The following is a 14,095-nucleotide window of genomic DNA, read 5'->3' as shown; positions in this document are numbered from 1 at the left end:
GAAGACGGCTCGCCACCCGCCCGTTGGTCTCTCGCCGTGCCAGAGCCCGAAGCTCCGCAGCCGATAGATCCTCGTTTATTTTCAAGGCCATCGCTCGTTCCCTCCATTGGCGGAAACAGGGAATCATGCTCACCCAAAACAAGACAATCACAACCGAGTCAGATCAAGCGCGGACCGGTATGAATCACATGTCGGGTGCACAATCGCCGTTCGCCCCGTTCAGATAGCCCCGTCCCTGAGTCCGTAATAACTCCGCATGAGCAGCGGTGTCAGGAACATCGGGATCTGGTAGCAGCCGACGAACACCATCATCGCCTCCATCGAAGACAGCGGCAGCGCGACCAGGAACAGCGCGAGATTGCGGTTGCCCGCCATCAGGGCGACGGCGCCGCCGATGCGTGGATCGCTGCCGGAACGGCGCAGGATCGTGTTCGTGGCGATCTGCAGGCCGAAATTCAGCCCGAAGGCGGCGGCCAGCAGCAACAGCACCTGCCAGGGATCGCGCAGCAGCATTGGCTGGATCGCATCCATCAGGCCCAGCACCAGTGCCGCCAGCAGGAGCGCGCTCGCCGCGTCGAGCATGACCATTGCCTCGCCTTGCGGGCCGGGCTGCCAGAAGAGGCGCACGAGAAGTGCCAGACCACCGGCCAGGGCGATCACGCCGAGAAGCCGCAGGGCCGGCTCCAGCGGCGAGATCGCTTCGCCGGGAAAGACGATCTGCAGCGGCAGGATCGAGGTGAGCGGCAGGAGGATCGTGCCCCAGACCAGGAGGCGCAGCGCCGTCATGCTGTCGAGGCCGGTCAGGGCGGCCAGGCCGGCGCCGCCGGTGATCGGTGCGGCGGCCGTCGTCAGGATGATGACACCGGCGAGCGGTCCCGAGATGCCGCAGACGAAGAACAGCGCCGCGACGGCGAGCGGCAGCAGGAATTGCAGCAACAGCACCAGCGGCAGATCCCGGCGCATATGGGTGAGGGCGCGCGCGATCTGCGCCGGTTCCACCCGCAGGACGGACACGAAGAGGATCGCCGCGATCAGCGGGAACAGGGCGGCGCGCATGAGCGAAGCCAGTTCGGGAAACAGCAGTCCACCGGCCAGTCCAGCAAGCAGCATCCAGCGGCCGTTCCGGCCGATCATCGTCACGATCCGTGCCATCGTCCGTCAGGCGTTCCTTCGATCATGGGGCCCGGTATCGGCCATGCGTCGTCTCCCTGCGGGGTCTCGTCAGTCGGCGCCGGCCGCCGCCGTCGACCGGCGGTCCCGTATCCAGGTCGCGGCAGCCAGCGCGCCGCCGACCAGCGCCAGGACGGTCAGGACGCCGTAGCTGCCGATATAGCTGCCGATCCGGGCATGCACGAAGGAGAAGATCGTCGGGCCGACGAGGACGCCGGCGAATGTGACGAACATCGCGGTGCCGGTGACCGAGCCGACGGCACGCAGCGGGCTGAGCCGGGCGACTTCCGACAGATAGACACCGTTCCATCCCACGCCCGTAAGGCCGAGGCCCATGAAGGCGACTATGACGGTCCAGAGCGGCCAGTCGGGCGAGACGAAGAGGATGACGACCGACATGACCGCCATCAGCGCGGCCAGGCCGGTGAGCACGGCCAGGCCGCTGCGGATCCGGTCTGCGACATAGCCCCAGAGAAGCCGGCCGACCGCGCCCATGACCTGGACGGCCGCCAGGATCATGCCCGCCTCGACGAGACCCAACTGCAGATCCTCGACCAGGAGCACGACGAGAAAGGCCACCAGGCAGAGCTGGATCGCGGAAAAGCAGAAGGACGAGGCTGCCAGGAGCAGCAGCGAGCGGTCGGAGCGGATCGTCTCGAGCCCGAGGATCGATGAGCGCAGCAGGCGCGTCGACGCATTGGCATGGGCGTCGAGCTTGGCGCGGCCCCGCTGCAACGCGAACATCAGCACGAGACAGGCGGCCGCGACCGCCCACAGTACCGCGCTCCAGCCCAGCGCCACCGCCATCGGGGCACCGACCAGCCCGGCCAGGATGCCGCCGATCGGCACGCCGGTCTGCTTGACCGAAAACAGGAGATTGCGCCGGTGCGGCGGCGAATGACGCTGCAGCAGGTCCGAGGCGGAGGGATTGATAAGGCCGTAGGCGAAGCCGATCGCCAGCGAGCCGGCAACCATGCCTCCCAGATGCGGGATGCTGACGAGAAGGCTTCCCCCCGCGGCCAGCGCCATCGCGGTCTGGCCGGTGCGGCACGGTCCCCATCGTGCGACGAGTGCGCCGCCGACGAGGGAGGAGACCATCGCCGCCAGATAGACCAGCCCGACCTGATAGCCGACGAAGCTCGACGGCACGCCGAGCGTGACCGCGACGGCGGGCGCCAGCGCCGGGACGGTCAGCACCGCAGCCGTGCCGAGCGCCTGGATGAGGGTGGTCTCGGTCAGAAGCCAGGGCAGGCTCACCGCCTCGGTCGTAGCGGTCTCTTGGTCCCGGGCGGACGGGGCGCTCGTGGTCATATCGCGTCTGCCGCGTCGACGGGATGAAAACGCGGTCGGGTCGCGGTAGCCGGCGGCACCGGCACGCAGTCGAGCATCATTTGCACGGGAGAGTCTCTCGGTTTCGTCATTCGGGGGGTGCCGGAGGATCACAGCGGACGGGAAGGGCACCCGGTCGCACGATCCGTTTGCGAACCGGCGCAGAATTGGTCGCGCCGCACCGGGGACGGCAGGCGATCTTGGCGGGGGCGCGGCCAGGCATTCAAACGGTCGGATCACACCACGCTCTTCACGCGATCCCAGGTCTTCTGCAAGTGGCGGGCGAGGATGTCCCCCAGGCGGGCACCGTCGCGCTGGCGCAGAGCCGCGGCCATTTCCTCGTGCTCGGCGACCGCACTCGCCCAGGCCTCCGGGCCCTGGTTGCCGAGGAAGCGGATGCGCTTCAGCCGGGCCTGGATGGTCCCCTGCACGTCGATCAGCATGTTGTTGCGCGACAGCCGCGAGATGCCCGAATGGATCGCCTGGTTCATCTTGTAATAGGGCAGGCGCTCGCGCTTTTCATAATAGCCGATCATGGCCTCGTGGATGGCCAGCAATTCGGCGAGTTCGGCGTCGCTCGCGCGCTCGCAGGCGAGGCGCCCTGCCAGCCTCTCGAGCTCGGCCAGGACCTCCAGCATCGAGGCGACGTCCTCGGGCGACAGCCGCCGCACGACGCTGCCACGGGACGGTCGGATGTCGATCAGCCCTTCGCCGGCCAGCGTGCGGAGCGCCTCGCGCAGCGGCGTGCGCGAGACGCCAAGGCTCTGGACCAGGGCCGCCTCGTTGATTCGCGCATCCGGCTCCAGATGACCCTCGATGATCATGTCGCGGATCCTGCCGGCGACCTGCTCGTGCAGGGTCTGCCGATGGATCAGGGGCGCGTCGAGCGCCGCCATGTCTGCCGCATCCATTCTGTCCACCATCCTGCTCCCGGGCCATCGAAGGGAGATTATAGCAAAACGGGGGGTTGTGCAGGCAAAGAAAAATATCGTATGCAAAATGCGATATGCGGAAATCGCGAAGGAAGACTTGCATGCCCCTGCCCCTCGTCCTGGCCTTCGCCATCGGTGATCCGGCCGGTATCAGTCCGGAGCTCGCCGCGCGGCTTCTTGCCGATCCGGTGGCATCGACCGCAATTCTCCTGGTCGTCGGCGACCGGCGGGTGCTCGACATGGGCGCCGCCCATGCCGGCGTGACGATCGACCTGCCGACGATGACGGCCGACGAACTGGGCACGCAGCGGCCGCAGCGTTCCTGCTTCGTCGATCTCGGCAATTGCGATCCGGCCACCATCACGATCGGTGCGTCGAGCCCGGAAGGCGGGGCCTCGGCCCTCGCGAATTTCCGATGCGCCCTGCTGGCCGCCAGGCACGGCTATGCCGACGCGGTCTTCTTCACGCCGTTCAACAAGCATTCCATGCGCCTGTCGGAAGCCGACTATGTCGACGAGATCGGCTTCGTGAACCGGACCATCGAGGTCACGAAGAACGGCAGCGAGTTCAACGTCCTCGACGAGGTCTGGAACGCCCGCTGCACCTCGCACATCCCGCTGTCGAAGGTTGCAGAGACGATCACGGAGGACCGCGTCTTCGAGAGCCTGCGCCTGACCATCGAGACGATGCAGGGCGCCGGCTTCGAACGGCCGCGGATCGGCGTCGCGGCGCTCAACCCGCATGCCGGCGACGGCGGCAATTTCGGCACCGAGGACGACGCCATCATCCTGCCGGCGGTCCAGCGCGCCCAGGCCCACCAGATGGCCGTCACCGGCCCGGTGCCGTCGGACACGGTGTTCGTGCGCGCCCTGAAGGGCGAGTTCGACGCGGTCCTGACCATGTTCCACGACCAGGGACAGATCGCCATGAAGCTGATCGGCTTCGACCGCGGCGTCACCCTGATTGCCGGCTATCCGTTCCCCATCGTCACGCCGGCCCACGGCACGGCCTTCGACATCGCCGGCCAGGGCGTCGCCAATCCCGGTGCCGGTCTGAAGGCGATCGAGCTCGGCCTGATGCTGGCGGCACGCAAGCCGCGGCAGGAGGAGGATCTGCCTGCGGCCGAACAGCCATTCGCATCGCTGGTGCGTCGCGCAACGGACGCGGCCGCCGCGCGCTGAGGAGCGCCGCTCCTTCAACAAGACGAAGACGGTCGCCAAGGCCGCATCGAAAGACAACCCAATCAATCCACCAGACGGGAGGACCCACATGATCCACTTCACGCTGAAATCGGCGGTTGCCGCCGCCGCACTGCTCGCCGCCAGCGGGCTGGCCCAGGCCCAGGAGGACATCATCTTCGGCTTGAGCGCCGCGAATGGTTCGTTGCAGGAGCGCACCGCCAGCGAGTTCGCGCGCCGCGCCAACGAGAAGCTGGGCGACAAGGGCGAGGTGAAGGTCTTCGACTCCTCGCAGCTCGGCAAGGACAAGGACATGCTCCAGAAGATCAAGCTGGGCACGATGCACATGACGCTTCCGTCCTCCACCATGCCGGAGATCGCCCCGGAATACGCGCTCTTCGACCTGCCCTTCATGATCAAGGATCGCGACCATCTGGCGCGGATCGACGAGACCCTGTTCCAGGACGTGCTGGTGCCGGCCGCAGAGGCCCAGGGCTATCGCCCGCTCGCCATCTGGGAGAACGGCTTCCGCCAGATCACCAACAACGAGCGTCCGATCAACACGCCGGCCGATCTCGAGGGCCTGAAGATCCGCACGCCGAATTCGTCCTGGCGCGTGGACATGTTCAAGACCTATGGCGCCAACCCGACGCCGATGTCCTTCTCGGAAGTGTTCGTCGCGCTGCAGACCGGTGTCATCGACGGCCAGGAGAACCCGCTGACCAACATCTCCGCGGGCAAGCTGAACGAGGTCCAGGAATATCTGTCGATGTCCGGCCACGTCTATTCCCCGGCCTATCCGACCGTTGGCGTCACCGCCTTCGAGAAGCTCGACCCCGAGGTCCAGGAGATCCTGGCGACGACCGCCGAGGAAGTGGCGATCTGGGCCCGCGAGCAGGGCGCGGCCGATGACGAGACACTGCTGAAGGAGCTCGAGGAATCCGGCATGAAGGTCAACCAGGCAGATCGCCAGGCCTTCGTCGACGCATCCAAGCCGCTCTACGAGAAATTTGCGGCCGAGGTCGATGGCGGGCAGGAGATGATCGACGAGGCCTTGTCGCTCGCCGACTGATCGCTGCGATCCGAACATCCGGCGGGGACGGCATGGCCGTGCCCCGCCGAATGGTCCGGGCATCGCCCGCAAGCACTCTTCATCGGGGAACGCGCCCATGTCCCGGCTCGCTCGCTGGCTTGACGTCTCACTTCAGGCCGTGACGATCTTCCTTCTCGTCTGTCTCGCTCTCGTGGTCCTGCTCGGGGTCGCGTACCGCTATTCCGGCAATTCGCTGATCTGGTACGACGAGGTCGCTTCCGTGCTCCTGGCATGGATCACCTTCACCGGTGCCGCGCTTGCCACCATGCGCAATGCGCATCTCAGCTTCAGCGGCCTGCTCTATTCACTGCCGCCGACCGGTCGCCTGCTGCTGTTCGCCCTGGTGGAACTGATCTTCCTCACCGTCTTCGCCGTGATCGGCTGGGCGGGCTGGGCCATTCTCGACATCTTCGGGAACGAGACGCTGATTTCCGTGCGCTTCGTGTCACGCAGCTTCGTGCAGGCCATCCTGCCGGTCAGTGCCGGTCTGATCATCCTGGGTCGCCTCCTGACGCTGGCCGAGCGCTATGCGGACGCCAAGGAGGGGCTGGACCCCGAGGATCGCGAGATCGCCGCCGAAATCGCCCGCGCCCAGGCCGAACTCGACGCCAGAAACGGAGGAGAATCCCGATGACCGAGGCGCTGATCCTCCTGTCCCTGTTCGTGATGATCGCCGTCGGCCTGCCGATCGCCGTCGCGATCCTCGCCAGCGCGCTGGTCGGCGTGTACATCCTCAACGGCCATCTCGGCTTCCTCAACGCGGCGCTGTCGGTCTTCGACGGGGCGACGAGCTTCCCGCTGATCGCCATTCCGCTGTTCATCCTCGCCGGGGCGCTGATGAACACCGGCGGCATCTCCCGCCGGCTGATCGCGTTCGTTTCGGCGCTGATCGGCTTCATGCGCGGCGGCCTCGCCATGGTGAATGTCGGCGTGTCGCTGTTCTTCGCCGAGATCTCCGGCTCGGCCGTGGCAGACGTCGCCGCGATCGGCTCGGTGCTGATACCGGCGATGAAGAAGAAGGGTTATTCGCCCCGTCTCGCCGCCGCCGTCACCTCGTCCTCGGCCTCGCTCGCGATCATCATTCCGCCGTCGATCCCGATGATCCTCTATGGCGCCCTGTCCGACACCTCGATCGTCCAGCTGTTCGTGGCCGGCATCGTGCCGGGCCTGCTCGGTGGCTTCTCGATGATGGCGCTCTGCTATTTTTTCGCGGTGCGCTACGACCTGCCGCGGGAGGAAGCCTTCAGCCTGACCCGGCTCTGGCACGCGACCAAGGATGCCGGCTGGGCGCTGATCCTGCCGCTGATCATCCTGGGTGGCATCTTCGGCGGCTTCGTTACCGCCACCGAAGGCGCCGGCCTCGCCGTCGTCGCTGCGCTGCTGATCGGCGGTCTCGTCTATCGCGAGATCGACATCCGCCAGTTCTATCACGCGCTGACCGACGGGGTGATCCAGACCGCCGTCGTGATGCTGCTGGTGGCGAGTTCGGCGGTTCTGGGCCTCTATCTCACCGAGACGGAGATGCCGCAGCGCCTGGCGGCCAGCATCACCACGCTGACGACGGACAAGTTCCTTGTCCTGATGATCATCAACGTCTTCCTGCTGTTCGTCGGCATGGTGCTGCACGGGGCCGCGGCGATCATCCTGACGGTGCCGATCTTCATGCCGCTGGTCCACCAGATCGGCATCGACCCGATCCAGTTCGGCATCCTGCTGACCCTGAACATCGCGCTCGGCCAGCAGACGCCGCCGGTCGCCAGCGTGCTGGTGACGGCCTGCTCGATCGCCCGCACCGACATCTGGCGCACGACGCGGACGAACCTGCCCTTCATCGGTGTCCTGTTGGTGATCCTGATCCTGGTGACCTACGTCCCCGCGGTCTCGCTGTCGCTGGTCGACGTCTTCTACGATTAGCGACTGGTCGAGACCGATCGGATGATCTGAAAAGGGCCGGCATGACCGGCCCTTTTCGCGAATGGACAATGTTTCGGCAACGCATCGCGCATGGAATTACGCCGGCATACCAACCGACCGGACGCGACGTTCACTCATCCTTCGGATTGCGGGACGCGGCCGTTCGCGGTCGTGNTTCGCGAATGGACAATGTTTCGGCAACGCATCGCGCATGGAATTACGCCGGCATACCAACCGACCGGACGCGACGTTCACTCATCCTTCGGATTGCGGGACGCGGCCGTTCGCGGTCGTGACGAGGAAGTCGAAGTCGCAGCCCGTGTCGGCCTGGGTGACGGTTTCCAGGAACAGGCGCTTGTAGCCGCGATCGGAATCGGCATGGACCGGGGGCATGAAGCCCTTGCGGCGCTCGGCCAGTTCAGCCTCGCTTACGTCCAGCGAGATGCTGCGGTTCGGGACGTCCAGCAAGATCGTGTCGCCGGTGCGCACCAGCCCCAGCGGGCCACCCTCGGCGCTTTCCGGCGTCACGTGCAGGACGATGGTGCCTGATGCGGTGCCGCTCATGCGCGCATCCGAGATGCGCACCATGTCCTTGACGCCCATGGCCGCGAGCTTGCGGGGGATCGGCATGTAACCGGCTTCGGGCATGCCCGGCGCGCCCTTCGGCCCGGCATTCTGGAGGACCAGGATGTCTTCGGCGGTCACGTCGAGATCGGGGTCGTCCACACGCTCGGCCATGTCGGCGATCGACGAGAACACCACCGCGCGGCCTGTATGGCTCATCAGGTCCGGCGAGGCGGCAGACTGCTTCACTATGGCGCCGCCGGGCGCGAGATTGCCGCGCAGCACGGCCATGCCGCCTTCGGGATAGAGCGGTGCGGAGACCGGCGCGACGATCGACTGAGGCCAGGCCGAGGCCGCCTGCATCCTCGAAGGGCAGATCGTCAACAAATACGTCCTCGGTTCGCGGGTGCAATACCAGGTCAGGGCAGGGGACAGGCTGTATCTGGTCGAAAAGATCCGTGCCGCCGACGACACCGAGGAAGTCGGCTCGACGGTCGAGATCGGATGGCGCCCGGCCGATGCACGGGTGTTCGCGGAGCCGCTGCAATGACCGATCGCTCCATCGATACGGCGGTCGAAACGGGGTCCTCGCGTCATTTCGAGGAGAGCGAGGGACAGGCCGGTGTCTTGACCGATCGAATCCGGCAGATGTCCCCCAGCGCGGGCCTCTGGTCCTCGCTTCCCCTTTCGCTTCTGCTCCTTGCGGGCTTCTTCGGGCCGCTCGTGCTCGTCGTCCTCTACAGCTTCATGCCGCGGGGATCGTTCAGCCCCATCGGCTGGCCGACGCTGGAGAACTACCGCGATATCGTCGAGCAGAACTTCTACATCTCCTTCGGCTGGTCGCTGCTGATGGCGATGATCAGCACGGTGATCCTGCTGCTCGTCGCCTATCCGCTGGCGGTGACGATGGTGCGCCTCGCCGGCAAACGGGCCGACATCTACACGGTCGCCATCGTCGCACCCCTGTTCGTCGCCGAGAACATCCGCCTGCAGGGCTGGTCGCTCTTCTTCGACAAGGGCGGCTTTCTCGACGGTACTGCCGAGAGCCTGCTGGGGGTGGGCACCGGAAGCCTCGTCGGCAACATCCCCATCGTGATCTTCGGGCTCGTCTACGTCTATCTGCCCTTCATGCTGTTTCCGCTGATCCTCGGCCTGACCAATGTGGCGCCCGACGCGCGCGAGGCGGCGAGCGATCTCGGCGCGACGCGCTTTCAGGTGTTTCGCGACATCGAGCTGCCGCTGGCCGCGCCCGGCATCCTGATCGGCACGCTCTTGTGCTTCGTCCTGGCCCTCGGCGCGGTTTCGGAAGCCAAGTTCCTGGGCAAGGGCGCCGTCATCCCCATCGTCCAGGACATCGACAGCGCCTTCACCTTCGGCCAGAACTGGCCGCGCGGCGCCGCTCTTTCGGTCCTTCTGATCCTCATCGCCGCGGCAGCCATCCTGGTCGTCATGCGGCGGGTCGACATCGACCGCATGTTCACGAGGCGCTGATCCATGTCCGACCTCCACCCGCTGACCCGAAAGCTGCTCTGGAGCATCTTCGCTGTCGTCTGCCTGGCGATGTACCTGCCGATGCTCGTCACGGCGCTGGCTTCCCTGTCGCGCTCGCGCTTCTTCATCTTTCCGGTGAGCCGCTATTCCTGGAAATGGTACGAGGACACATTCGCGTCCTTCCAGATCGAACAGGCCGCCATCACGTCGCTGATCGTCGCGGTGATCGTGGCGCTGATCTCCGTCGCGCTCGCCTTCGCCTGGGCGCTCGCCTATGCGCGCTACGACTGGAAGGGCCGCAAGGCGTTCCAGATCCTCGTCATGCTGCCGATCTTCTTTCCCCAGGCGGTGCTGGGCCTGGCGGTCCAGCTCTGGCTCAACACGCTCGGCGTGCCGATGTCCTGGCACTCGACCGTGTTCGGCCAGCTCGTCTGGATCGCGCCGATCGCGAGCCTCATCATCGCTATCCAGGTCTTCAGCTACGATCCGGCCTTCGAGGATGCCGCGCGCGATCTTGGCGCAACACGCTGGCAGGCGATGCGCGACATCACGCTGCCGCTATTGTGGCCCGGCATTTTTGCCGGCTTCCTGTTCTCGGTGCTCCTGTCGTGGAGCAATTTTCCCTTCGCTTACTATACCAGCGGCGCCGACGTCACGATCCCGGAATGGCTCCACGCCAAGATGATCGGCGGCTACACGCCGATGGTTCCTGCGGTCGGCACGCTGTCGATCCTCGTCGGCGCGATCATTCTCGGCGGCGGTTTCGCGATGGCCTACGGCGTCAAGGCGATCGCGGCCCGGCAATTGCGGCGCAAGACCGCCTGATGGCTGGCACGGTGAGGCGCCGTGGCGCGGTATCCTTCGACGAGACGGCTCCCGTCATGCCGTCGGCGAACCCATTCTCCGGCAGAACCAGGAAGGCTTCAGGACATGACCGAAATCCTCAACAGCCGCATCGCGTCCATCAGGCTTCCGGCCATGCTGGTCGGGTTCTTCACACTGGGCCTCGTCGCCGTGCAGGCGCGCATCCTGTGCGACGTCGTCTGCCTGCACGGCCAGGATCATCTGGTCCGCGGCGACATCTGCCACGGCTGACCGAGCCGGGAACGCCGGAGAGGCGGGACGCCCGTCAGACTGCGCTGGAATGGCGGCCGCCATGGCCGAGATAGCTGTCGAACTCGCTGGCGACGATGCGCGCGACCTCATGCCGTTGACTGCGGATCGCGATGCGGCTGCCGTCGATCTCGACCCAGCCGGCCTGCACCAGCGGTGCGAGCCGGCCGACATCGGCGGCCAGGCTCTGGGCCGGGAAGCCATGGCGTTCTGAAACCTCCACGAGATCGAACTCGAAGAAGCAGAGAAGGTCGGAGATCACCGCGGCACGCATCCGGTCCTCGCCCTCGAACGCCTTTCCCTGCCTGGTCGCGAACTGACCGGCCTTGATCGCACGCCGCCAGCCGTGAACGTCCGCGGCGTTCTGGGCGTAGCCGAAGGGGGTGCGGCTGATCGACGAGGCGCCGATACCGATCAGCGTCTCCGCTCCGTCGACCGTGTAACCCTGGAAATTGCGACGGAGCGTGCGGGACCGGAAGGCGACCGCCAGTCCGTCCTCCGGCCGTGCGAAATGGTCGATACCGATCTCGACGAAGCCACCCTCCAGCAGGCTTTTGCGCGCCGCGGTCGCCTGGCGGATCCGTTCCGCGATTCCGGGCAAGGCAGTGGGGTCGATGAGCTTCTGGTGCGACTTCATCCACGGCACGTGGGCATAGCCGAAGATCGCCAGGCGCGTCGGCTCCAGCGCGAGCGTCTGGCGGGCCGTCTCGCGGATGGTCTGGCATGTCTGCAACGGCAGCCCGTACATCAGATCCGCATTGATCGCCGTGATGCCGGCATCGCGCAGGGCCTGGAAGGCCGCGGCGACGACCGGCAGCGGCTGGATGCGCCCGATCGCTTCCTGCACGTCGGCATCCAGGGTCTGCACGCCGAGGCTCGCCCGGTTGATCCCGAGGCCGGCCATCTGGCGGGCGCCCTCGGCGGTCACGTGGCGGGGATCGAGTTCGATCGCGTGTTTCATGTCCTGACGGAACCGGAAGCGGTCCGAAAGTTCGCGGACCAGCATCTCAAGGCAGTCGGGCGGCAGGATGCTCGGCGTGCCGCCGCCCCAATGCAGATGCTCCACCTCGACCGGGCCCAGTCGGTCGGCCAGGAGCCGGATTTCCTGCCGCATGGTATCCGCATAGGCGCGTATGGGGTCGTCGCGCAGCGTCGCCTTGGTGGAGCAGCCGCAATAGGTGCAGATCGTCCGACAGAACGGCACGTGCAGATACAGCGAAATCGGCTCGCCCCGGTCCTGCACCTGATCGAGCCAGCCGCCGTAGACCGTCCCCTCGACGGCCGAGGTGAAGTGCGGCGCGGTCGGATAGGACGTGTAGCGGGGAACCGACCGCCCGGCGAGATCGAGAAGGGTGGGGGAGGGCTGATGGGGCGCGTTCATGAGGCTTCCGTTTTGCTCTTCGTCCGTCGTGATGGGGCCGCGACTCGCCGAATGGCGGAGACGCGGCTTCCCCCGCCGTTCTGCAAACCCTTAGACCGGGTGCAGCAGGGTGGCATTGATCCGGAGCAAAGGGGGACGGTTCAGGCGGGATGGCGTTCGGACGGGATATGCGACTCGCTGCGGTCAATCAGGCGACAGAGCAGCCAAAGGCGAATGTCTCCGAGGTCTGAGCTCGGTCGCGGTCCACGCGACCGAGTGCCATGTCGGCGCCAAACATCGGGTCGAGTGTGACCTCGCTTATGGGAGGGCCAAGCTTGCCGCCCGCATGAAACCGCCCGGCTTCGGGCGGGGCGGGGCGTAGCCGCCGCGCTTCGACGTCCTGAGGCCGAGCGCAACCGCCGCCTCGGCCAGCTTGACCGCCGCCGATACGCCCTCGATCACGGGCAGCCCGTGCCGCTCGGCGAGCTCGGCGGCGAAATCCGCCATGCCCGCACAACCGAGCACGATCGCCTCGGCGCCGTCCTCGTCGATCGCGCGGGTAATCTCCTGCGAGATCCGCCGGCCCGCGGCCTCGGGATCGGCCTCCAGCGCCAGCACCGGCAGCTCGCTGGCGCGCACGCCGCAGCACAGCGCAGCGAGGCCGTTGCGCGCCAGATTGTCCGAGAGGATCGGCACCGAACAGGCAAGCGTCGTGATGACCGAGAAACGCCGCGCGACGAGGCTTGCCATGTGCGCCGCGGCCTCGCCTATGCCGATCACGGGCCCTGATGCGAGCGAACGGGCGGCGTCGAGCCCGGTATCGTCGAAGCAGGCGATGACATGCGCCGCCGCGCCGTCGTCCTCGGCCGCCGCGATGGCGCGCAGCAGGCCGGGCACGGCGAGCGCCCCGTCGACATGGCCCTCGATCGAGGCCGGCCCGTCGTCGTTCTGACAGGCGATGATCGTCGTGCCGGGCGCGGCCGCACGGCGCGCGGCGAGCGCGATCGTCTCGGTCATCGCGCGCGTCGAATTCGGATTGATGACGGCGATGCGCATGGGCTGTCAGGCGCCCGCGAGGCCGCGCGCGGCACGGCGCCGCTGCATCAGGACGAAGAGCCCCAGCGTGCCGAAGATGACGAGGAAGGACACCGCGGTGACTGAGGTGCCGAGCGCGTAGATCTCGGGCGTGGTGACGGTGGTGGTCAGGGCGGCGAGTTCCAGCGGCAGCGTGTTGGTCGATCCCATGGTCTGGCTCGAGCGGGCGATCTCGTCCCAGGAGAGGGTGAAGCCGAACAGCGAGATGCCGATCAGGAACGGCGCGATCATCGGCAGGATGACGAAGCGAAAGCTCTGCCAGGGCGTCGCGCCGAGGTCGCGGGCAGCCTCCTCGTAGCTCTTGTCGAGGCGGTTGAAGACCGCGAACATGATCAGGAGGCCGAAGGGCAGGGTCCAGCTGAGATGGGCGCCCAGGCCGGAGGTGAACAGGCCGATCGAGTTGCGCGGCGGCGTCAGGCCGAGCGCCGTCGCCGCCTGGCCGAGGAGATCGTCGAGGATGCGGAACTCCAGCGCGATGCCGAGCGAGACGACGATGGAGGGAACGATCAGGCTGGCGATCGCCACGTAGAACAGCGCCGTCGCGCCGCGGAATTTCTTGCGAAAGGCAAGGCCGGCCGAGACCGAGATCACCACCGTCAGCACCATGACGACGAGGCCGAGGCCGAAGGAGCGCCGGAAGGCGCTGCCGATGTCGACCACGCCGCCGCCGCTCCACAGCCGCTCGAACCAGTGGAGCGACACCCCGTTCACCGGGAAGGTGAGGCCGCCGGTCGGACCCTGGAACGACAGCGCGAGGATCGTCGCCACCGGGCCGTAGAGAAACACCACGAACAGCGCGAAGATCGTCGCCAGCACGTAGAAGCTGCGGGGCCTGCCTTCCTGGCGTCCGGTCATG

The 14,095-nt window shown here is 66.8% G+C and carries 14 protein-coding genes and 1 pseudogene; 8 read left to right on the top strand and 7 right to left on the bottom strand.

Translation table 11 applies throughout. The annotated features are described in order from the left end of the window. Positions 1-219: 219 nt before the first annotated feature. The 3 genes from VQ042_RS19545 to VQ042_RS19535 form a co-directional block, all read right to left on the bottom strand. The gene (locus VQ042_RS19545; protein WP_331821986.1) at positions 220-1,152 is read right to left on the bottom strand and encodes a hypothetical protein; all 933 of its coding nucleotides are present in this window, start codon (positions 1,150-1,152) and stop codon (positions 220-222) included. Positions 1,153-1,221: 69 nt separating this feature from the next. Then, positions 1,222-2,481 (bottom strand): MFS transporter, encoded by a 1,260-nt coding sequence (locus VQ042_RS19540; RefSeq protein WP_331821985.1) that lies wholly within the window; start codon positions 2,479-2,481, stop codon positions 1,222-1,224. Positions 2,482-2,735: 254 nt separating this feature from the next. Next, positions 2,736-3,419: a GntR family transcriptional regulator gene (locus VQ042_RS19535; RefSeq protein WP_442880139.1), complete on the bottom strand. Its 684-nt coding sequence runs from the start codon at positions 3,417-3,419 to the stop codon at positions 2,736-2,738. Between the two features lie 113 nt (positions 3,420-3,532). Between VQ042_RS19535 and VQ042_RS19530 the strand changes: the two genes are divergently transcribed. The 4 genes from VQ042_RS19530 (at position 3,533) to VQ042_RS19515 (ending at position 7,616) form a co-directional block, all read left to right on the top strand. Continuing rightward, a complete protein-coding gene (locus tag VQ042_RS19530) occupies positions 3,533-4,612 on the top strand; it encodes a 4-hydroxythreonine-4-phosphate dehydrogenase PdxA (protein WP_331821983.1) in 1,080 nt (359 codons plus the stop codon). A gap of 88 nt (positions 4,613-4,700) precedes the next feature. Continuing rightward, complete coding sequence (locus VQ042_RS19525; protein ID WP_331821982.1) at positions 4,701-5,681, top strand: TRAP transporter substrate-binding protein; 981 nt, start codon at positions 4,701-4,703, stop codon at positions 5,679-5,681. Between the two features lie 97 nt (positions 5,682-5,778). Then, on the top strand, positions 5,779-6,336 hold the full coding sequence (locus VQ042_RS19520) for a TRAP transporter small permease (RefSeq protein WP_331821981.1): 558 nt from the start codon (positions 5,779-5,781) through the stop codon (positions 6,334-6,336). Then, the gene (locus VQ042_RS19515; RefSeq protein ID WP_331821980.1) at positions 6,333-7,616 is read left to right on the top strand and encodes a TRAP transporter large permease; all 1,284 of its coding nucleotides are present in this window, start codon (positions 6,333-6,335) and stop codon (positions 7,614-7,616) included. Before VQ042_RS19520 ends, VQ042_RS19515 begins: the two co-directional genes overlap by 4 nt. Positions 7,617-7,871: 255 nt before the next feature. Here the strand turns inward: VQ042_RS19515 and VQ042_RS19510 are convergent. Further along, a pseudogene (locus VQ042_RS19510) lies at positions 7,872-8,492 on the bottom strand (dihydroxy-acid dehydratase); the annotation flags it as partial. Positions 8,493-8,586: 94 nt separating this feature from the next. Between VQ042_RS19510 and VQ042_RS19505 the strand changes: the two are divergent. The 4 genes from VQ042_RS19505 (at position 8,587) to VQ042_RS19490 (ending at position 10,766) form a co-directional block, all read left to right on the top strand. Continuing rightward, positions 8,587-8,730, top strand: a complete 144-nt coding sequence (locus VQ042_RS19505) for a hypothetical protein (RefSeq protein ID WP_331821978.1) — start codon at positions 8,587-8,589, stop codon at positions 8,728-8,730. Then, positions 8,727-9,671, top strand: coding sequence for an ABC transporter permease (locus tag VQ042_RS19500; protein WP_331821977.1), 945 nt, complete (start codon positions 8,727-8,729; stop codon positions 9,669-9,671). The genes VQ042_RS19505 and VQ042_RS19500 overlap by 4 nt, the downstream gene beginning before the upstream one ends. A 3-nt stretch (positions 9,672-9,674) precedes the next feature. Next, on the top strand, positions 9,675-10,496 hold the full coding sequence (locus VQ042_RS19495; RefSeq protein WP_331821976.1) for an ABC transporter permease: 822 nt from the start codon (positions 9,675-9,677) through the stop codon (positions 10,494-10,496). 105 nt (positions 10,497-10,601) lie between these two features. Continuing rightward, positions 10,602-10,766, top strand: coding sequence for a hypothetical protein (locus tag VQ042_RS19490; RefSeq protein WP_331821975.1), 165 nt, complete (start codon positions 10,602-10,604; stop codon positions 10,764-10,766). Positions 10,767-10,800: 34 nt separating this feature from the next. Here the strand turns inward: VQ042_RS19490 and hemN are convergent, their stop codons facing one another. From hemN to VQ042_RS19475, 3 genes are all read right to left on the bottom strand, one after another. Beyond that, entirely contained in the window at positions 10,801-12,165 is a 1,365-nt protein-coding gene (gene hemN / locus VQ042_RS19485) for an oxygen-independent coproporphyrinogen III oxidase (protein ID WP_331821974.1), read from the bottom strand. A gap of 297 nt (positions 12,166-12,462) precedes the next feature. Then, positions 12,463-13,200 carry an aspartate/glutamate racemase family protein gene (locus VQ042_RS19480; protein WP_331821973.1) on the bottom strand — a complete coding sequence of 246 codons (738 nt, stop codon included), beginning with the start codon at positions 13,198-13,200 and terminating at the stop codon, positions 12,463-12,465. Between the two features lie 6 nt (positions 13,201-13,206). Then, entirely contained in the window at positions 13,207-14,094 is an 888-nt protein-coding gene (locus VQ042_RS19475) for an ABC transporter permease (protein WP_331821972.1), read from the bottom strand. Between the last annotated feature and the right edge of the window lies 1 nt (position 14,095).

It is taken from the genome of Aurantimonas sp. A2-1-M11, from assembly GCF_036549475.1.
Classification (GTDB): Bacteria; Pseudomonadota; Alphaproteobacteria; order Rhizobiales; family Rhizobiaceae; genus Aurantimonas.
Note: the sequence above shows the minus strand (reverse complement) of the source record. Positions and strands in the feature narration are given on the sequence as shown.